Source organism: Yoonia sp. R2-816, assembly GCF_046762905.1.
GTDB lineage: Bacteria > Pseudomonadota > Alphaproteobacteria > Rhodobacterales > Rhodobacteraceae > Yoonia.
In genome coordinates this window covers 179,153-198,578 of record NZ_JBKQXN010000329.1, presented here as the reverse complement: position 1 = coordinate 198,578, position 19,426 = coordinate 179,153, and the positions used below count along the sequence as shown (strand labels likewise).

19 protein-coding genes are annotated in these 19,426 nt (G+C 58.6%); 14 read left to right on the top strand and 5 right to left on the bottom strand.

Features of this window, described 5'->3' with window-relative positions; translation table 11 throughout:
* Nucleotides 1-81: 81 nt before the first annotated feature.
* Together ACFWW2_RS24750 and ACFWW2_RS24745 are read left to right on the top strand one after the other, a co-directional pair.
* Entirely contained in the window at nucleotides 82-1,422 is a 1,341-nt protein-coding gene (locus ACFWW2_RS24750; RefSeq protein ID WP_393932970.1) for a flagellar hook-length control protein FliK, read from the top strand.
* 9 nt (nucleotides 1,423-1,431) lie between these two features.
* On the top strand, nucleotides 1,432-2,097 hold the full coding sequence (locus ACFWW2_RS24745) for a flagellar hook capping FlgD N-terminal domain-containing protein (RefSeq protein ID WP_393932968.1): 666 nt from the start codon (nucleotides 1,432-1,434) through the stop codon (nucleotides 2,095-2,097).
* A gap of 6 nt (nucleotides 2,098-2,103) precedes the next feature.
* Here the strand turns inward: ACFWW2_RS24745 and ubiB are convergent, their stop codons facing one another.
* Together ubiB and ubiE are read right to left on the bottom strand one after the other, a co-directional pair.
* On the bottom strand, nucleotides 2,104-3,630 hold the full coding sequence (gene ubiB / locus ACFWW2_RS24740) for a 2-polyprenylphenol 6-hydroxylase (protein ID WP_393932966.1): 1,527 nt from the start codon (nucleotides 3,628-3,630) through the stop codon (nucleotides 2,104-2,106).
* 1 nt (nucleotide 3,631) lies between these two features.
* Nucleotides 3,632-4,384 (bottom strand): bifunctional demethylmenaquinone methyltransferase/2-methoxy-6-polyprenyl-1,4-benzoquinol methylase UbiE, encoded by a 753-nt coding sequence (ubiE, locus tag ACFWW2_RS24735; protein WP_393932964.1) that lies wholly within the window; start codon nucleotides 4,382-4,384, stop codon nucleotides 3,632-3,634.
* 160 nt (nucleotides 4,385-4,544) lie between these two features.
* On the opposite strand from ubiE, the gene mutM reads away from it, so the two are divergent.
* From mutM to rpsT, 4 genes are all read left to right on the top strand, one after another.
* The gene (gene mutM, locus ACFWW2_RS24730) at nucleotides 4,545-5,396 is read left to right on the top strand and encodes a bifunctional DNA-formamidopyrimidine glycosylase/DNA-(apurinic or apyrimidinic site) lyase (protein ID WP_393932962.1); all 852 of its coding nucleotides are present in this window, start codon (nucleotides 4,545-4,547) and stop codon (nucleotides 5,394-5,396) included.
* A 63-nt stretch (nucleotides 5,397-5,459) separates the two neighbouring features.
* The gene (locus ACFWW2_RS24725) at nucleotides 5,460-6,236 is read left to right on the top strand and encodes an enoyl-CoA hydratase (RefSeq protein WP_393932960.1); all 777 of its coding nucleotides are present in this window, start codon (nucleotides 5,460-5,462) and stop codon (nucleotides 6,234-6,236) included.
* 176 nt (nucleotides 6,237-6,412) lie between these two features.
* Nucleotides 6,413-7,381, top strand: coding sequence for a type IV pili methyl-accepting chemotaxis transducer N-terminal domain-containing protein (locus tag ACFWW2_RS24720; RefSeq protein WP_393932958.1), 969 nt, complete (start codon nucleotides 6,413-6,415; stop codon nucleotides 7,379-7,381).
* Between the two features lie 170 nt (nucleotides 7,382-7,551).
* Complete coding sequence (gene rpsT, locus ACFWW2_RS24715; protein ID WP_393932956.1) at nucleotides 7,552-7,815, top strand: 30S ribosomal protein S20; 264 nt, start codon at nucleotides 7,552-7,554, stop codon at nucleotides 7,813-7,815.
* On the opposite strand, the gene ACFWW2_RS24710 is transcribed toward rpsT, so the two are convergent.
* Nucleotides 7,799-8,122 (bottom strand): hypothetical protein, encoded by a 324-nt coding sequence (locus ACFWW2_RS24710; protein WP_393932954.1) that lies wholly within the window; start codon nucleotides 8,120-8,122, stop codon nucleotides 7,799-7,801. The genes rpsT and ACFWW2_RS24710 overlap by 17 nt on opposite strands.
* Before the next feature lie 306 nt (nucleotides 8,123-8,428).
* Here ACFWW2_RS24710 and dnaA point away from each other — a divergent pair, with 306 nt between their 5' ends.
* The 5 genes from dnaA (at nucleotide 8,429) to ACFWW2_RS24685 (ending at nucleotide 13,749) form a co-directional block, all read left to right on the top strand.
* Nucleotides 8,429-9,769: a chromosomal replication initiator protein DnaA gene (dnaA, locus tag ACFWW2_RS24705; RefSeq protein WP_393932952.1), complete on the top strand. Its 1,341-nt coding sequence runs from the start codon at nucleotides 8,429-8,431 to the stop codon at nucleotides 9,767-9,769.
* Nucleotides 9,770-9,927: 158 nt separating this feature from the next.
* Nucleotides 9,928-10,854: an alpha/beta hydrolase family esterase gene (locus ACFWW2_RS24700; RefSeq protein ID WP_393932950.1), complete on the top strand. Its 927-nt coding sequence runs from the start codon at nucleotides 9,928-9,930 to the stop codon at nucleotides 10,852-10,854.
* A gap of 162 nt (nucleotides 10,855-11,016) precedes the next feature.
* Nucleotides 11,017-12,135, top strand: a complete 1,119-nt coding sequence (gene dnaN / locus ACFWW2_RS24695) for a DNA polymerase III subunit beta (RefSeq protein WP_393932948.1) — start codon at nucleotides 11,017-11,019, stop codon at nucleotides 12,133-12,135.
* A gap of 67 nt (nucleotides 12,136-12,202) precedes the next feature.
* Entirely contained in the window at nucleotides 12,203-13,321 is a 1,119-nt protein-coding gene (recF, locus tag ACFWW2_RS24690; protein WP_393932945.1) for a DNA replication/repair protein RecF, read from the top strand.
* On the top strand, nucleotides 13,318-13,749 hold the full coding sequence (locus ACFWW2_RS24685; RefSeq protein ID WP_393932943.1) for a VOC family protein: 432 nt from the start codon (nucleotides 13,318-13,320) through the stop codon (nucleotides 13,747-13,749). The genes recF and ACFWW2_RS24685 overlap by 4 nt, the downstream gene beginning before the upstream one ends.
* A gap of 3 nt (nucleotides 13,750-13,752) precedes the next feature.
* Here ACFWW2_RS24685 and ACFWW2_RS24680 read toward each other — a convergent pair whose 3' ends face one another.
* Nucleotides 13,753-14,358, bottom strand: a complete 606-nt coding sequence (locus ACFWW2_RS24680; RefSeq protein WP_393932941.1) for a TetR/AcrR family transcriptional regulator — start codon at nucleotides 14,356-14,358, stop codon at nucleotides 13,753-13,755.
* Between the two features lie 105 nt (nucleotides 14,359-14,463).
* Between ACFWW2_RS24680 and ACFWW2_RS24675 the strand changes: the two genes are divergently transcribed.
* The 3 genes from ACFWW2_RS24675 (at nucleotide 14,464) to gyrB (ending at nucleotide 18,385) form a co-directional block, all read left to right on the top strand.
* Nucleotides 14,464-15,057 (top strand): NAD(P)H-dependent oxidoreductase, encoded by a 594-nt coding sequence (locus ACFWW2_RS24675; RefSeq protein WP_393932939.1) that lies wholly within the window; start codon nucleotides 14,464-14,466, stop codon nucleotides 15,055-15,057.
* Between the two features lie 24 nt (nucleotides 15,058-15,081).
* The gene (locus ACFWW2_RS24670) at nucleotides 15,082-15,888 is read left to right on the top strand and encodes a DNA polymerase beta superfamily protein (protein ID WP_393932937.1); all 807 of its coding nucleotides are present in this window, start codon (nucleotides 15,082-15,084) and stop codon (nucleotides 15,886-15,888) included.
* An 82-nt stretch (nucleotides 15,889-15,970) separates the two neighbouring features.
* On the top strand, nucleotides 15,971-18,385 hold the full coding sequence (gyrB, locus tag ACFWW2_RS24665) for a DNA topoisomerase (ATP-hydrolyzing) subunit B (RefSeq protein WP_393932935.1): 2,415 nt from the start codon (nucleotides 15,971-15,973) through the stop codon (nucleotides 18,383-18,385).
* Here gyrB and ACFWW2_RS24660 read toward each other — a convergent pair whose 3' ends face one another.
* On the bottom strand, nucleotides 18,386-19,420 hold the full coding sequence (locus ACFWW2_RS24660; protein ID WP_393932933.1) for an AbrB family transcriptional regulator: 1,035 nt from the start codon (nucleotides 19,418-19,420) through the stop codon (nucleotides 18,386-18,388). It abuts the gene before it with no gap.
* Nucleotides 19,421-19,426 lie beyond the last annotated feature (6 nt).

The window sequence follows — 19,426 nt, the reverse complement described above, 5'->3', positions numbered from 1 at the left end:
ATCCTTTTGCCAAGCAGCCGTAAAGAATCAGTAAGTTTTTTCGGCGAAAAGAAAACCCAACCAGATTCTGTCGGAGAACCGATGATACCTTTCTTGCCAACCGATACGGGGGCCGCGCCGCAAAATGGCGTCGCCATCACGCCGGATGCAGCTACAACTGCGGAAGACACTGCATTTGCGGATGTTTTTTCCCTGCTGGCTGCAACCAACCCGGCAAAAACCGCAGTGATCAAGCTGCCGATTACAGCGCCCGAGGATCAGGAGTTGCTCATCCAACAGGATGATCTGGTAACTCCCGCGCCCACAGACACAGACGTGCCAGTACCCGATCCGACGGTTGAGGAGCGTGACACTCCGATTGATCCAATCCTTGTTGCCTACGGACCAGGGCCGGCAGCACCGCCAAATGAACCGGTAGATAAGGGCGACAGCTTTATGATGGACCGCACGCCTGCCCCGGCGCCAACCGGCCTTGCGCCATCAACTGACGTCGAACAGCCGATTGAGACAAAACCGCTAACACCCGACCGGACAGAGCCGCGCCAGGTCACCGTCTCTCAGACGGTGTTGGAGGGTCTGCTACCGCAAGAAAACGCTACAAAACCGGCAATCCCGGCTGAAAAGATGACAAATGGCCGGCTGGCCACTCCTGCAGCACAGGTGCCGACTCCCGCAGTGACACCGGTCGCACAGCCCGGTCCAACTGCCGACAAGAAAGCTCAAGCTGCGGCCCTGCCGATTGATCAAGCGCCTGTTCTGCCTTTGCCCATCCAGAAAGATGTTGAAGCTCCCCGGCGTCGTATCGAACCGCCACCAGCAGAGATACGCAACGCAACCACCACCGGACCGGCATCCAACATCAGCTATTGGATCGGAGGCAATACGACCCCGGCCATCGCGGCCCCGCTATTTGACCTGCAAAGCCGGGGGCGGGCTGAAATACCAACAGAAACCGCATCATTGCTGCCACTGACCAAACGCGGGGCATCCATACTGCAGACGCCAACCGCCAGCCCGATTACGGCCGGCGCTGAAACGGCGCGCCATGTGGCGCATCAGATGGCGGTCGCGATCAGCGCCCAGCCAGGACAAACGACAGAGATCGCGTTAAGCCCGAAGGAACTCGGGCGCGTCCGGCTCAGCATCGTGGCGGTTGACGGCGCGATCACACTGGCAGTCCTGGCCGAACGACCGGAAACCGCTGACCTGATGCGCCGCCATATCGATGTGTTGGCGCAAGAATTCAAATCGCTGGGATATGACGACATTGCCTTCTCATTCGCGGATGACAGCCAGGCAGAGCCTGAGGACAAATCGGAAAAGCCCAGCGCGAAATCAGCATCCCTTGATGGCAAGACCGTAGAAGACCCGCCATCTCACCCTAAACACACAATGCAAAGCGGGCTCGACCTGCGCCTCTAAGGATTAATCATGGAAATTGGACAGATCACCAACCCGAATACGACCGCGACCATTCCGCCAGCCTCGGAATCGAGCGGGCAAATCAGCTCTGATTTTGACACTTTTCTGCGGATGCTGACCGTTCAGATGCAAAATCAGGACCCGCTGAACCCGGTCGATTCGTCGGATTATGCGGTCCAACTCGCGACATTCTCGGGCGTTGAACAGGCGGTTCTTACCAATGACCTGCTCAAATCCCTGACCGCACAAATGAACACCAGCAGCCTTGCAGGCATGGCAAACTGGGTCGGGAAAGAGGCGCGGGCGCCAGCGCCAGCCTATTTCGATGGGGATCCCATCACGATCACGCCCAACCCGTCCGCCATCGCCGACCGGGCCGAGGTGATCGTGCGCAACGAAAACGGAACAGAGGTTCAGCGCTTCGACATCCCTGTCACTTCCGATCCTGTTCAGTGGGCTGGCGTGGCACCAGGTGGTTTCCCCTATCCGCTCGGCCTGTATTCATTCGAGGTTGCAAGCATCTCGAACAACGAGGTCATCGCCCAAACCCCGGTTGAGATTTATAGCCGCGTGACCGAAGTGCGCAATCACGATGGGCAGACCATGCTGATCCTTGAAGGCGGCGCAGAAGTTGCGAGTGGCGATGTCACGGCACTGCGTGACCCGTCGGCATAGGCGCATCTAAAGCAAGGTGATGATCCAGGCACCGCCCACAAGCACACCACCCAGCGCCATCCAGGACAAGCGTGCAATCCGACGCTGGGGTTTCGGCTCTGGCGGCGGATTGTTCAGGCGGATCAACGCATCTTCGGCCAGGCGTGGCAGGCGCGGGCCAAACCGGGCCAGAACTTGCGCGGTTTTCGCCAGATCACGCAGCAGCGCCTTGGGGCCGATACTTTCCTTGATGTAGTCTTCGACAACAGGCTTCGCAACCTGCCAGATATTCATATGCGGGTCCAGCGATCGCGCGACCCCCTCAACAACGACCATGGTGCGCTGAAGCAGGATCAATTCCGTGCGGGTTTCCATCCCGAACCTTTCTGTCACCTCGAACAGATAGGTTAGCAAACGGGCCATCGAAATGCGGCTGGCATCCATACCGAAAATGGGCTCACCCACCGCCCGCAAGGCCCGCGCAAATTCATCAACGTCACGGTCGGCGGGCACATAGCCAGCCTCAAAATGCACCTCGGCGACGCGGTTGTAATCCTTGCGGATGAACCCGAACAGGATTTCGGCATAGACGCGGCGGGTGTATTCATCAATCCGGCCCATGATCCCGAAATCATAGGCGATGATATCTCCGTTCGCCGCGACCTTCAGATTGCCCTGATGCATATCGCCATGAAAATAGCCGTCCCGCAGGGCGTGGTTCAAAAACAGCTGCAGCACGCGGGTGGCCAGCGCGCGCCGGTCATGTCCAGCCGCATCCAGCGCATCGTTGATCCCGATATTGGTACCCTCGGCCCAGTCCAGCGTCATCACCCGCCGACTGGACAGATGCCATCGGATCTGCGGCACCTGAAAACCCGCATCGCCTTCGGTATTGGCGGCAAATTCCGCGGCGGCGGCGCTTTCCAGGCGCAAATCCAGCTCACCCATGACCACCCCTTCGAAATGGGTGATCACCTCCATTGGGCGCAACCGGCGCGAGGCGGGTGACAACACCTCGATGGCGCGGGCCGCAAAATAAAAGGCATCGATGTCCTTACGAAACGCCCTTTCGATGCCCGGGCGCAGGATCTTGACAGCGACCGCTTCGCCCGTGTCAGCCAGATGCGCCTTATGAACCTGCGCCAGCGATGCCGCCGCGACAGGTTCGGAAAACGATGTGAACAGCTGATCAAACGACAACCCCAGCTCGCGCTGGATCTGGATCTTTGCCTCTTTCATTGAAAATGGCGGCAGCTTGTCCTGCAGCACCCGCAACTGAACCGCCAGCTCATCACCCACCACATCGGGCCGGGTCGAAAGAAGCTGACCAAACTTGATATAGGCCGGCCCAAGGGCCGTCAGCGCACGCGGCGCAGGTGGCATGGCTATATCACCCTGATATCCCAACCAACGGAACGGCCAGACAAGCGCGCGGAACGTGATCCGCAAAAGCGGCCCGGCATCAAACGCATCAAGAACGACTTTCATTGCGCCCGTGCGTTCCAGCGTGGCACCTGTCCGGATCAGCCGAATGATGTTGTGGGGACCGCGCAAGTTACAGTTTCCAACCCGAATGCAACGCGGCAACGCCCATGGTCAGATTGCGGAACTTTGCATTCCCGAAACCGGCATCCCGGACCATCCCCAAAAACGTCTCCTGATCGGGGAACTTGCGGATCGATTCGACCAGATACTGATAACTGTCGCGATCACCTGCAATCACCTGCCCCATCCGGGGAATGACATTGAATGAATAGGCGTCATAGGCTGCCTGCATCATCGAGTTGGGCAATTGCGAAAACTCCAAAACCATCAGGCGGCCACCGGGTTTCAGCACGCGGTATGCCTCGGCCAGAGCATCCTGCGGTCGGGTGACATTCCTGATACCGAAGCTGATCGTGTAGACGTCAAAACTGTTCGCCTGAAAAGGCAGCGCCATCGCGTCGCCCACCACCCAGTCCAGACTGTCGGACATACGCGCGGCCTCGGCCCGCTTGCGCCCTTCGACCAGCATCGGTTCGGTGAGGTCCAGCACGGTCGCATGGCCGCGGCCCGCCCGTTTCAGAAACCTGAATGAGATATCGCCAGTCCCGCCCGCCACATCCAGCAGCTTCTGGCCCGGACGCGGCGCCAGCCAATCCATCATCGCGTCCTTCCAGATACGATGAATGCCCCCCGACATCACGTCATTCATGATGTCGTATTTGCTGGCCACGGATGAAAAGACACCTTGCACGCGCCCCGCCTTTTCATCCTCCTGAACGGTTTCGAACCCGAAATGGGTCGTATTTTCTGGCTTCTCGGTCATATCCGCCTTCCGCGCGCATCAGTTTCACAAGCAGTTATACGCAGTTAGGCAGATAGACAAACTGTCAATCTGCCACGGGGTGATGCACCGGAAAAAACCTTGTGGGTCTTCGCATCATTGTCGCATATGCAAGGGCAGACCGCAGCACAGACAAAACCAGATGCCCGAACTCCCCGAAGTTGAAACCGTCAAGGCAGGCCTCGCCCCCGTCATGGAAGGGCAGGTCATCGCACGCGCGGATATCAACCGGCCCGACCTGCGCTGGCCCTTTCCCGATCACATGGCCGATCGGTTGACCGGCAAGCGGGTCACAGGTCTGCGGCGGCGGTCAAAGTATATTCTGGCCGATCTGGATAGCGGTGAAACGCTGTTGATCCATCTGGGCATGTCGGGACGCATGCTGATTTCCGGGCACATGCTGGGCGATTTTCACCACGAACACCCAGCGCCGGCCAAACATGATCATGTCGTCTTGCATATGGACACCGGCACACGGATCACCTTCAACGATGCTCGTCGGTTCGGCGCGATGGATCTGATGCCAACCGCCACACAGGAAGATCACTGGTTGATCCGCGATCTGGGTCCTGAACCGCTCGGAAACGCCTTCAATGAAACATACCTCATTGCGCGTCTGCACGGGCGAAACACCCCAATCAAATCCGCCCTTCTGGATCAGCGCATTGTGGCTGGCCTCGGCAATATTTATGTGTGCGAGGTGCTGTTCCGGGCCGGCATCCACCCCAAACGCAAGGCGGGACAAATCAGCGCAAAACGGGTCGCCACGCTGGTGCCACTGATCCGCGATGTTCTGTCCGAAGCGATCGCCGCAGGCGGGTCATCCTTGCGCGACTACCGGCAAGCCGATGGGGAACTGGGCTATTTCCAACATGGATTTCAGGTCTATGACCGCGAGGGTGAACCATGCATAACCCCCGAATGCGGAAAGAAAATCAGCCGAATCGTCCAATCCGGACGCTCATCTTTCTTCTGTCCGCAATGCCAAAGATAGCTTGATCCGCGTCCACGCTTTGATAAGCACTAAGGTCTGACCAGCGGCAACAAGGACAGCAGCATGGCATTTGAGAATATCATCGTGGATATCAGCGATTATGTCGCGACCATCACTCTCAACAGGCCGGATGTCAGAAATGCGCTGAACTCCGCACTGCTCAAAGAACTCTGCACCGCACTGGAAGAGGCCGACGCCAGCGACAAGGTCCGCTGCATCGTGATCACCGGGTCGGAAAAGGCGTTCGCGGCCGGGGCCGACATCAGCGAAATGTCCGACAAATCCTTTGTCGAGATGTATACCAGCCGGTTCTTCGAAAACGAAACCGACCGCTTCAACAGGACCCGCAAACCAATCATCGCCGCCGTGGCAGGCTATGCCTTGGGTGGCGGCTGTGAACTGGCGATGATGTGCGATTTTATCATCGCAGCCGACAATGCCAAATTCGGGCAACCGGAAATCAATCTGGGCGTCATCGCTGGTATTGGCGGCACCCAGCGCCTGACCCGCTATGTGGGCAAATCCAAATCAATGGACATGCATCTCACGGGCCGCTTCATGGACGCCGAAGAGGCAGAGCGCAGCGGGCTGGTCAGCCGGGTCGTCCCCGCCAAGAAACTTTTGAGCGAGGCCAAAGCCACCGCCGAAAAAATTGCCGAAAAATCCCAGATCGCGGTGATGGCCGCCAAGGACGCCGTCGACCGCGCCTATGAGACAACGCTGGCCGAGGGGTTGAACTACGAACGTCGCCTTTTCCAGTCTCTCTTTGCGACAGAAGATCAATCCGAAGGCATGGCCGCCTTCGTCGAAAAACGCGAGGCGCAATTCCGCGACCGTTAAGCAATTCGGGCAATTCACTCGTTTCCCGACGATTTGGCTCAGTTTTTTCATGATCTTGCCCCAATCGGGCGTCAAGCTATTTCCTAAGGATGAACCGGGCCCCTTGGGCCCTCTTTTTATGTTGCGTCGGGGTGGTGGTCGGGACCCGGATGTTCGCAAACCGGAGACTAGTGTTAATGATTTCTTTGCCGTTCACCGACCTGTCCTTGACGACCGTTACCTTTGCCTTGGCCGCTGCACTGCCAATGCATGTCGCTGCAGAAGCAACAATTCAAACCCAAAAAGCGATGATCGACGCAGATGGTCGGCCTGTCCTGATTGAACAAATCCAATTCCTGGAAGACTCCGGCGCCGCAAATCGGATCGTGGCTGGTGATCTTCTGCGCACGCTGTCGCAGGAAATCCCGTCTTCGGTCTGCCACCTGCATAACGGAATTGATGTTGAAGGCAGCATCGCATTGTTGACCAGCGGAACGGCAAAGTTTGATGCCGTGGCCGACGCATTGCTGAACGGAAACGCCGACATGGGGATCGTCGGTGGCGAAGAACGGCGCAGGACTGCGGTCGAAATCGAAGCGCTGATTTCATCTTGGGAGCCCATCCGCGATGCCGCTATCGCGGTTCTCAACGATCCATCCGATGCGGCCTCGGCCATGACAGTTTATGACTCCACCGATGTCATGCTCGAAAAGACATCCCATCTGCTCAGTGAACTTGAGGGCGAATATGCCAACCCTGTTGAACTGATGCAGTCCGACGTGATGCTGCTGGAAGTGGCGGGACGTCAGGCGATGATGACCCAACGCATTTCCTACGAGGCCTGCCGCATCTGGTCAGGTGACGGCAATGACGCGCTGGTCGCTGACCTCGACAAGACAGTGCAACAGTTCGCCTTTGCCATGAACGCCATGTCGAACGGGATGCCAGAGGTCGGGATCAACCCGCCCCCCACACCCGAGATCGCGGCACATCTGGCCACCGTCGGTGGTGATTGGGATGTGATTACGGGCTATCTTGAGACAGTGAAAGCTGGTGAAGCCGACGCCGAACTACGCGCTGAGTTGTTCCAGCGGCTGAATGCTAAGATGCACAAGATGGAAGAAATCGCAGAACTTTACGCCGCGTTTTCGAAACGCGGGTACTGAGGCGGATCAAACTGGCGTTGCATTGCAGCGCCTTTTGACCTAAGAGCCGCGACATACATGCGCGAGAGGCCCGCTTTGGCCAGAATCACCGGTTCTGAACCCGGTCGGGCTTATTGCGCTATTGGAATGATATTGACCCGACAGATGGGTCGAAGCAAAGGAACCGACACATGGCAAATTCGCCTCAGTCCAAAAAGCGCGCGCGCCAGAACGAAGCCCGCTTTCAAGTCAACAAAATGCGCCGCTCGCGGATCCGCACCTATCTGCGCGCCGTGGAAGAGGCGATTGCCTCTGGCGATCAGAAAGCTGCGACAGATGCGCTGCGCGCCGCACAGCCAGAACTGATGCGCGGCGTCACCAAGGGCGTCTTTCACCAAAACACCGCAGCGCGGAAGATGTCGCGCCTGTCATCGCGGGTCAAATCGCTGGGATAATTCGGCAGAATCTGGCCGAAACACACAAAATGAACTGATTCAAAGCGCGTCCAGACCGGGCGCGCTTTTTATTTTTCTGTTGCCCGCGTGCCGTGATTTGGCGGCATTTTAAAGAGGTCAGAGATTCTTTTTGATCAATCGCAGAGTCAAGCACGATGTTCTGTTGAAGCGGCCCCAAACCCCTTGCTAGCTTGGCGCTGCGATTCACATCGTTCCGGGGGGACATGAAGAAGATCGGCACCGAACGACAGACATCCAACACGCGTTTCGTGTGTGGAATGATGTTGTTTAGCTTGTTGAACTTCATGCAAAAATGGTGGCGGTCATCATAGCTTAGCTGTGAAACCAAACCAGTTTGTGTCTGCGCGGTTGCCGGGGTCTGCTCTCTGGCGATGGCTGCTGTTCATGTGCCTGATTCTGCCGCAAGGCACCAATTTGCGTGGTCGGCTTCACGCATTTCGGTGCCAAGGCCTATGGATTTGGTGAAAGGCAATCCGCCCGCGCATAGCCCGGGCGTGCAGTTGTTTTTGCCCGGCGCTTTGTATCGTGCATGTAAAGGGCGCAGACCCTGTTTTTGGTGAAACGGCGTGTACAAGTAGAACAAAGGGACAAGATGACCAACGATATCTGGGCGAAGGTACTGAACGCATTGGAAGGTGCCTTGGGGGCAAACAACTACTCTAACTGGATAGAGCCGTTGGAATTTGCGCAACTGACTGGTGGAGTGGCGACCTTCAATGTCCCGACCAATTTCATCGGCAATTACGTGTCGCAGAATTTTGGTGACCAGATCATCTATCAATTGAACAAGCACGGCGAAGACGTGCAGCGACTGCAGTTCAGCGTCCCGTCACAATCCCGCGCCAAACCCGCAAACAAACCCGCCATCCGCAAAGTCGCCTCATCCGACGAGGTGTCCGGCTCGCCGCTTGATGCCCGCTTTACCTTTGACACCTTCGTTGTCGGCAAACCGAACGAACTGGCCCATGCTGCCGCCCGCCGCGTCGCCGAAGGTGGCCCTGTCACATTCAATCCGCTTTTCCTTTATGGCGGCGTCGGCCTGGGGAAAACCCACCTGATGCATGCCATCGCCCACGAACTCAAACAGCGCTCACCGGAACTGAACGTGCTCTATCTGTCTGCCGAACAGTTCATGTACCGCTTCATCACCGCCCTGCGCGAACGCAAGATGATGGATTTCAAACAACTGTTCCGCTCGGTCGATGTGCTGATGGTGGACGATGTGCAATTCATCGGCGGCAAGGACAGCACACAGGAAGAATTCTTTCACACGTTCAACGCCCTCGTGGACGGCCAGAAACAAATCATCATTTCCGCCGACCGCGCCCCGGGAGAAATCAAGGACCTCGAAGAGCGGATCAAATCCCGCTTGCAATGCGGCCTGGTGGTTGACCTGCATCCCACTGACTATGAACTGCGCCTTGGCGTTCTGCAGTCCAAGGTCGAAGTCTATGCCGCACAATATCCCGATCTGGTGATCGCGCCCGGCGTGCTGGAATTCCTCGCCCATCGCATTTCCACCAATGTCCGCGTGCTCGAAGGTGCGCTGACCCGTCTGTTCGCATTCGCGTCCCTTGTGGGCCGCGAAATCACGCTGGAGCTAACCCAGGATTGCCTGTCTGATGTCCTCAAGGCGTCCGACCGCAAGGTCACGGTCGAGGAAATCCAGCGCAAGGTATCCGAACACTACAATATCCGCCTGTCCGACATGATCGGCCCCAAGCGCGTACGCAACTATGCGCGGCCCCGGCAGATGGCGATGTATCTGGCCAAGCACATGACCAGCCGGTCCTTGCCGGAAATCGGGCGCCGTTTCGGCGGCCGTGACCACACCACCGTCATGCATGGCGTCCGCCGGATTGAAGAGTTGAAGGCGACCGATAGCCAGATTGCAGATGATCTGGAACTGCTGCGGCGCGCGCTAGAAGAATAGCGCGCCGCCTCAAAAAGCGGCAATCCTGCCGACCAGATCAACGAGATCGGCGAATTTCGGCAAGGGTGGTCAAACGCCCCCGGTTTCCACTGGACCTCGATCCCGGTTCATGAACAGCTTTCATCCGGGAGGGCCAAAAACCGGAGCGGCAAATGGCCATGCCAGGACGAATAGCGATACGGCGCCTGTGGGGCGGGTCGGCAACACGGCAATTCGCCGTCGAACACCCCTTGCAAGAGGGGACAGTCTCAACGGCTTTCAGCCATCTGTCCTATAAACTTTACCTGCCGCGGCGTCTGGCCCGCAAACCGGCGATCATTGTCATGCTGCATGGCTGCACGCAAACTGCACAGGATTTCGCCACGGGAACAGACATGAACCGGCTGGCCAACCGTCACGGTTTCATCGTCATTTATCCACAGCAAAATCTATCCGCAAACATGAACCGGTGCTGGAACTGGTTTGACAGGCGTAATCAGGACCAATCCGGCGAACCGGCCGCGATCATGCGCATGGTTGATGATGTCGCCGAAGCGCATGACATTATCCCAGATACCGTCTTTGTTGCCGGTCTGTCGGCAGGTGGTGCGCTGACGGCGATTATGGGGCGGGCCTATTCAGATCGGATTGCCGGTATCGGCATCCATGCGGGCGTGCCCGCAGGCGCAGCCCAGACGGTGCAGGGCGCGTTCCGGGCGATGGAAAATGGCGACGAAGGTGAAATCGGGCCGGGTCCCACGCCTGCGATTATCTTTCAGGGTGACGCGGACAGCACCGTGGCGCCAGCCAATGGCGACAGGATCGCCTTTGCCCCAGGGGCGCCTGTCAGACGCCGCAGGCTGCTGTCGGGATGGCGGTGGTGCCACCGATATCTGATTGCGCCGGTCGACGAACACGCCCATGCCGAATACTGGCTTGTAAGGGGATTAGGGCATGCCTGGTCAGGGGGTCGTTCCCTTGGCAGCTACACCGATCCGCGCGGCCCCAGCGCGTCCCGCGAAATGGTACGGTTCTTTCTGGGGTACAGCCGCATGGCATATCCTTGGATCGTCATCCGGCTTTTCCTGACCCGTCCATTCCGCTGAGTGAGTCTCAAAGGCACCGCCTGACATCCTTTGCAGGCGCACAGGGCTTGACCCTGTCGCAACAGTAACGGACAGTCGAAAAAACCGCTTGAGCCACCGGAGAATTGCAGTACATTTTGCGTCCCGGCGGCCCCGGCCACCAAGATATGCGGAGCATGGGACATGAAATTCAGCATTGAACGCGGGGTCTTGCTAAAGGCAGTCGCGCAGGCACAATCCGTTGTCGAACGCCGCAACACCATCCCGATCCTGGCCAATGTGCTGATCGAAGCCGAAGGGGATGATGTCCATTTCCGTGCCACCGATCTGGACATCGAAGTGGTCGACAAGGCACCCGCCAAAGTCGAACGCGCCGGTGCCACAACCGTCGCAGCCGTCACCCTGAACGAGATTGTGCGCAAGCTTCCCGACGGGGCGCTTGTGACCCTGACCGAAGACAGCGCATCTGGTCGGCTGACAATCGAAGCGGGCCGTTCAAACTTTTCACTGGCGACGCTCCCGAAAGAGGATTTTCCGGTCATGGCGTCCTCAGAATACGCTGCCAATTTCTCAGCCCCCGCGCCGACCCTGCGCCGCCTGTTCGACAAATCCAAATTCGCCATCTCGACCGAGGAAACCCGGTACTACCTTAACGGCGTCTACTTGCATGTGGCCGACAGCGATGGCGGCAAGGTCCTACGCTGTGTGGCGACGGATGGACACCGGCTCGCCCGGATCGACGCCGATCTGCCCCAAGGGGCCGCAGATATGGCTGGCGTGATTGTCCCCCGCAAAACGGTGGGCGAGCTGCGCAAACTGCTTGATGATGACGACATGCAAATCGCCGTATCCGTGTCCGAAACGAAGATCCGCTTTGCGACACCCGATATCACCCTGACCTCCAAGGTGATCGACGGCACATTCCCCGACTACACCCGCGTGATCCCTCAGGGAAACACACGCAAGCTCGAGGTGGATGCCAGCGAATTCGCCAAGGCCGTGGACCGGGTTGCAACTGTATCCTCCGAACGGTCGCGCGCCGTGAAACTGGCGCTGGATGAGGACCGGCTGATCCTGTCCGTCAACGCACCGGATAGCGGTGCTGCCGAGGAAGAACTGGCAGTGGCGTATAGCGACGAACGGTTGGAAATCGGCTTTAATGCCAAATACCTGCTTGAGATCGCAAGCCAGGTAGATCGTGAAAACGCGGTATTCATGTTCAACTCCTCCGGCGACCCGACGTTGATGCGCGAAGGCAATGACACCAGCGCCGTCTATGTCGTTATGCCGATGCGCGTGTGACGAGGCGTAAAATTTTTCTCGAAAAATTTTGGGACAAGGATTTTCCGGAAAATCCTTTCACCGCCCCGTGACCGGTCTCGCCCTGTCGCAACTGACGCTCTCGCATTTCCGGTCGCATAAGCGGGCAGTGCTGGATCTCGACCCGCGTCCGATGGCGATCTACGGCCCCAATGGCGCTGGCAAAACCAACCTCCTCGAAGCGATTTCGCTCCTGTCACCCGGTCGTGGCCTGCGCCGCGCTGCGGCCGATGACCTGACGCGCAAGCCCGAGGCGCTGGGCTGGAAGGTCACCGCCCAGCTGCAATCGCTGCACCAAACCCACGAGATCGAGACATGGGCAGAGGCCGGCAGCCCGCGCCAGCTCCGCATTGATGGCAAAGCTGCACCTCAGGTAGCGCTCGGGCGCATTGCCCGCATCCTGTGGCTGGTGCCGTCGATGGACCGGCTCTGGATCGAAGGGGCGGATGGGCGCAGGCGTTTCCTCGACCGCGCCACGCTCAGCTTTGAACCCACCCATGCCGAGGCTGTTCTGACCTACGAAAAAGCCATGCGCGAGCGCAACCGCCTGCTCAAGGACATGGTGCGCGACCCACATTGGTACACCGCGTTGGAGGCGCAAATGGCAGAGGCAGGTGCCACCATCCACCGCAATCGCAACGACGCCATCCTGCTTCTGACCCAGGCCCAAGGCGAAGCCCAAACCGCGTTCCCCACCGGACTGCTCGACCTGATCCACCCCGACCCCGCCTGCGACGCGCCCGACAACGCGGAGGCCCTGACAACAGCCTTTGCCGAAAATCGCACACGCGACATGGCCGCAGGGCGTACGCTGATCGGGCCACACCGGGCCGACCTGCACACCGTGTTCGCGGACAAGGGTGTCGCCGCCAAAGACTGCTCCACCGGCGAACAAAAGGCGCTGCTGATCAGCCTGATCCTTGCCAACGGGCGCGCATTGGCCCGCGATTTCGGGGCACCGCCTATCCTGTTGCTGGACGAGGTTGCCGCCCACCTTGACGCGACCCGGCGCGCCGCCCTTTATGACGAAATCTGCAGCCTCGGCGCGCAGGCATTCATGACTGGCACGGGGCCAGAATTGTTCGATGAACTCGGCGACCGGGCGCAATATGCAGAAGTCACCGACACGAACGGCGCATCAACCGTCACACGAAAGGACAGCCCATGACCCCACAACGCGTGACGCTCATCACCTTAGGCGTGACCGATCTGGACCGGTCCAAGGCGTTCTACGGCGCCCTCGGCTGGACACCAACGCGTGAAATGCCGGGTGAGGTCGTCTTTTACCAGATCAACGGCATGGCTCTTGGCTTTTTCGGCCTTGGACCACTGGCCAAGGATCAGGGCCGCCCTGACGCGAAACTCGGCACCGGCGCCATGACACTGGCTCAGAACTTCAACACCGAAAACGAGGTGGACGCAGCCTATACAGCCGCTATTGCAGCGGGGGCCACCCCACTGAAAGCACCGGAAAAGGTCTTCTGGGGTGGCTATTCCGGCTACTATGCTGATCCGGATGGCCATGTCTGGGAAGTCGCCCATAACCCGTTCTGGCCATTGAACGAAGATGGCAGCCTGACGTTGCCGCCCGAATGACGATCACGATTCATCTGCAGATTTAGGCGGCGCAAGCCACGGCTCCAGATAAGGGGCCAATCTTTCATGGGACTGGTTGGTGTTGTGCAGGGCACAGAATTTCAGCGCCATCGCCTGAATGACGAAAGCATGCACACCTTCCGCCAATAACATCGCATCTACATCCGTGCGTACGACTGTCCCCTGCAACGCCCTGATCCATGCTGTAAACAGCTCAACCTGATGCAAAAAATTCAGTGATATCAGCTCGGTCGTTTCAATCGCGGCCGCGCCGGAAAACCGCAGAACGACGTCAAAAACTACCCGATCCTGGGCCATATACTCCATCAGCGGCGCCAGCCGGGTGGCAAAATCGCCGATCGTGGGCGGGGGTGGGCCAGCCGCAATGTCGGCCAGGATACGTTCCAGCTCTTGCCCGATCAGCAGAGCCATCAGGCGATCCTTGTCGTCGAAATGGGAAAAAAACGTACCCTTCGCAACACGCGCACGCGCCACGACGTCCTCGACCCGCAACCCCGCATATCCACGGTCTGCGATAATCTCTGTCGCAGCATCAATCAGCTTTTGCCGCGTCTCAAGGCGGCGTTTCTGGGGGGCACGTGTTTCCATGAGCAGCAATTTCGCAGTTTTTTTGACCGCGGTCAAATTTAATAATTGACCGCGGTCATTTTTAGGTATTACTAAAGTGACCATGGTCAATTTAAGGAAATCGATATGACACAGAAACGCATCCTCATCCTCAACGGACACCCCGGTGAAACCTCGCTCTCGCGGCAATTCGCGGATCACTATGCGCAGGCGGCCGAACAGGCCGGGGCCGAAATCCGCATCCATCACCTGCCAGACATGCAATTCGACGTGGATTTCGGGCAGGGAAATTACTCCAAATTCAAACCGCTGGAACTCCCGCTTGAGATGTTCATGGAAGATCTTGATTGGGCAAACCACTTTGTGCTGACCACGCCAATGTGGTGGGGTGGCCTGCCGGCAAAACTGAAAGGCCTCTTCGACCGGGCCTTCGTGCCGGGCCGGGCCTTCAACACAAAGATCAAGACCCGCATGGGCATGCCCACCCCGATGCTGACGGGAAAAACAGCGCGTGTGATCCTGACATCCGATACACCGCTCTGGTTCGAAAGACTGATCTACAAGCGCGCTATCCTGCATCAGCTCAACAAACAAATCCTCGGCTTCGTCGGCATCAGACCAACGCGCTACACCTATTTTTCAGGCGCCAGCGACGCCACTGACGACATGGTGCAGAAATGGAAACAACAGGTCACCTCCATCGGCGCAATGGCCGCCTGACAGAAGAACTGCTAAGGCAGGCTCATGACCGAAGCTGTCTCCACCAAAATGCGTCAAACCATTCTGGCGCGCCTTGATCAAATCGCGGCGGAGGAAGGGATCACCATCCTCCTCGCCATCGAATCCGGTTCGCGGGCCTGGGGGTTTCATTCGCCAGACAGCGACTATGACGTGCGTTTCATCTATGCCCGCCCCGTGGACTGGTTCCTCACCCTTGGAAAGAAACGGGATGTCGTTGAACGGCCGATTGACGACCTGCTCGATATCTCCGGCTGGCAGTTGGACAAGGCGCTTGGCCTCGCGTTGAAAGGCAACGCTGTGCTGGGCGAATGGCTGCAATCGCCGATCATCTATCAATCCGTTCCGGACGCCCATGCGCGGATCACCGATTTCTGCAAACAGGCCATGCAGCCACGCCCTATGATGTGGCATTACCTGTCGCTGGCCGAACAGCACGAAAAACGCACCCATTCGGAGGACGGGCGTGTGCGGCTCAAACGGCTGTTCTATGCGCTGCGACCCGCGCTTGCCTTGCGCTGGATGCACCTGAACGACCACCAGATGCCACCGATGGACATGACCCGCCTCTGCGACGGCGCAGGCCTCAGCGCGGCAGAGGCAGCCGCCATCCAATCGCTGATCACGCTCAAGATCGCGCGGGCCGAAAAAGCGGTCGGAGAAGCCCCTGATCCAATCATTTTCCAGATCATCAACACCGCACTCAAACAGACCCGCGAAGCCCTCGCAGACAGCCCTGACAAGCCACCGCTTGTTGCACTGGAAACGCAGGCAAATCAGCTGCATATCGAGCTGACCAAGTCATTGACTTGAAACCACAAAATATTGTGCCAATTGCGTGACAATACCGTCCAAAACGCATATATTTTGCGGGTAAAGACATGGGACAAGTGACATGGCCGACGAGAATAATAATCCAGAAGAATACGGCGCCGATTCCATCAAAGTTCTCAAAGGGTTAGAGGCAGTTCGCAAACGCCCCGGCATGTATATCGGGGACACCGATGATGGCTCTGGCCTGCACCACATGGTGTACGAGGTCGTGGATAACGGAATTGATGAGGCTTTGGCCGGCCACGCGGACCATGTTTACGTCAAAATCAATACCGATGGGCCCGTCACCGTAGGCGATAACGGGCGCGGCATTCCGGTCGGCATCCACGAAGAAGAGGGCGTGTCGGCAGCCGAAGTCATCATGACCCAACTGCATGCTGGCGGGAAATTCGACAGCAATTCCTACAAGGTCTCCGGCGGTCTGCACGGTGTGGGTGTGTCCGTGGTCAACGCCCTGTCGGATTTCCTCGAACTGCGCATCTGGCGCGACGGCAAGGAACACTACGCCCGGTTCGAAGGCGGGTTCACAACCGAACATCTGCGCGTCGAAGGTCCCGCCAATGGGCGCAAGGGAACCGAGGTTACATTCCTCGCCTCCACCGACACGTTTAGCAACCGCGACTATGACTTCTACATACTGGAAAAGCGGCTGCGCGAACTGGCTTTCCTGAACTCCGGCGTGCGGATCATCCTCGAAGACCTGCGGCCTGCCGAACCGCTCAAGACCGAACTGTTCTACGAAGGCGGCGTCAAGGAATTCGTCAAATATCTCGACCGGTCCAAGACCCCCCTGATGGACGCCCCGATCTATGTGGCTGGCGAACGCGACGATATCGGGGTTGAGGTCGCGATGTGGTGGAACGACAGCTACAACGAAATGGTGCTGCCCTTCACCAATAACATTCCCCAGCGGGACGGCGGCACGCATATGGCGGGCTTCCGCGGTGCGCTGACGCGTGCCATCGCCAAATATGCAACCGAAACCGGGATCACCAAAAAGGAAAAGGTGTCGCTGACAGGCGATGACGCCCGCGAGGGTCTGACATGCGTGTTATCGGTCAAGGTCCCCGACCCCAAATTCTCCAGCCAGACCAAGGACAAGCTCGTCAGCTCAGAAGTACGGCCCGCCGTCGAAAGCCTGATGAACGAAAAACTGAGCGAGTGGTTCGAGGAAAACCCAGCCGAGGCACGGGCGATCATCACCAAAATCGTCGAAGCCGCCGCCGCCCGCGAAGCCGCGCGCAAGGCCCGCGAAATCCGGCGCAAATCGGCGATGGATGTCAACTTCAACGCCTCGAAACTGAAAGATTGCTCAGAAAAGGACCCCTCCAAGACCGAGGTTTTCCTTGTCGAGGGTGACAGCGCCGGCGGCTCTGCCCAAACTGGCCGCGACCGGCAAACCCAGGCCATCCTGCCGCTCAAGGGGAAAATCCTGAACGTCGAACGCGCGCGTTTCGACCGGATGCTGTCGAGCCAGGAAATCGGCAACCTCGTGATGGCACTCGGCACCGGCATCGGGCGTGACGAATTCAATATCGACAAGCTGCGCTATCACAAGGTCATCATCATGACCGACGCCGATGTCGACGGGGCCCACATCCGGACCCTGCTGCTCACCTTCTTCTTCCGGCAGATGCCCGAACTGATCGAAGGCGGCTATCTCTACATCGCGCAACCCCCGCTTTACAAAGTCGCGCGCGGCAAGTCCGAGGTCTACCTCAAGGATCAGGCAGCCATGGACGAATACCTGATCGAACAAGGCATCGAAGGCGCGCTCTTACGCCAGGGCAATGGTGAGGAAATCACCGGCGCGGACCTGCGCCGCGTGGTGGATGAGGCACGGCAGCTCAAGCGAGTGCTGGAAGCTTTCCCCACCCACTACCCCCGGCACATCCTCGAACAGGCGGCCATCGCCGGGGCCTTCGTGCCCGGCGTCGTGGAAAGCGACCTGCAAGGGACCGCAGACCGGGTGGCCGAACGGCTCAACCTGATCGCGCTCGAATGGGAACGCGGCTGGCAGGGCCGGATCACACAAGACAAGGGCATGCGGCTGGCACGGATGCTGCGCGGCGTGGAAGAGGTGCGCACGCTCGACGGCCCAATGCTGCGGTCAGGCGAGGCACGGCGCACAGGCACGTTCACGCAAAGCCTGCAGGACGTCTATAACCTGCCCGCAACACTGGTACGCAAGGACCGCAGCCAAGTAATCCATGGGCCGCTCGACCTGTTCAAGGCCATTCTGGAAGAGGGCGAAAAGGGGCTGTCCCTGCAACGCTACAAGGGTCTGGGCGAAATGAACCCCGACCAGCTATGGGAAACCACGCTGGACCCCGATGCGCGGACGCTCTTGCAGGTCAAGGTCGAAGATCTGGCCGAAGCCGATGATCTGTTCACCAAGCTGATGGGCGATGTGGTCGAACCCCGGCGGGAATTCATCCAGACCAATGCGCTCAACGTCGAAAACCTGGATTTCTGATCAACGCCGCAGCCACCTGAACACCAGCGGCGCCATTCCAATCACCATGGTGATCCGGATCACATGCATGACCGACACATAGGCCACATCCTGATCCATCGCGAGCGTCAGCAGCGACATTTCCGTCAGACCACCGGGGGAGTAAGCCAGAAACGCCTGCGCCAATGGCAGGCCACTGATCCATACCAATACTTCGGCAAAGGCGAGAGTGATCACAAGCATCCCCACCGATGCGACCGCAGCAAGGCTCAGATCACGGCGCACCTCTGCGATGGTCGCCCCCGCAAACCGTGTGCCGATAATCGTTCCCATCGTAACCTGTGCGGCAATGACAAACAGGCTCGGCGGCGGCACGGTGACCCAGCCCGCCACATGGGCCACACCGCTCAGGATCATCGGACCAAAGACCGGGGCGGCAGGCAAATGGGCCATGCGGCCCAGCCACGCACCTGCAACCGCACAGGCGGCAAGGATCACATAATCACTGACGCTCAGCGCAGTCAGGTCCACCCAGTTCGACGCAGCCGTACTGCCGCCGGACACACCCAGAACCAACCCAAAGAACAACGCCACAAACACGATCACAACCAGGATGCGCGCGGCATGGGCCAGCGCGATCCGGCGCTCATCACCACCGGCCTCGCTACCCACGATCAGCATTTCATTCAGCCCACCCGGCATGGCCGCAAAATAGGCGGTCACCGGATCATAACCACCCACGCGGCGATAGATAAAATAGGAAAACGCCGCCGCGCAGGCCAGAAAGACGGGCAGCAAAACCAGCGTCAAAAGCCATGATCCCAACTGACCCAGCAGTTCTGCCGTGATGGCAGAGCCCAACATCACCCCGATCACCGGGATCACAAAGGGGCGCAGCCGGGCCGGGGCCACAACCGGCGCCTTCATCATCGCCGCGACGGTGTTTCCGATCATCGGGCCCAACATCCATGGCAGCGGCAAGCCCGCAAAATAGGCTACAATTCCGCAGATCAACCCAAGGATCAGCGCTAAAATCTGCGGTCTGGCCTCAACCATAAAGCG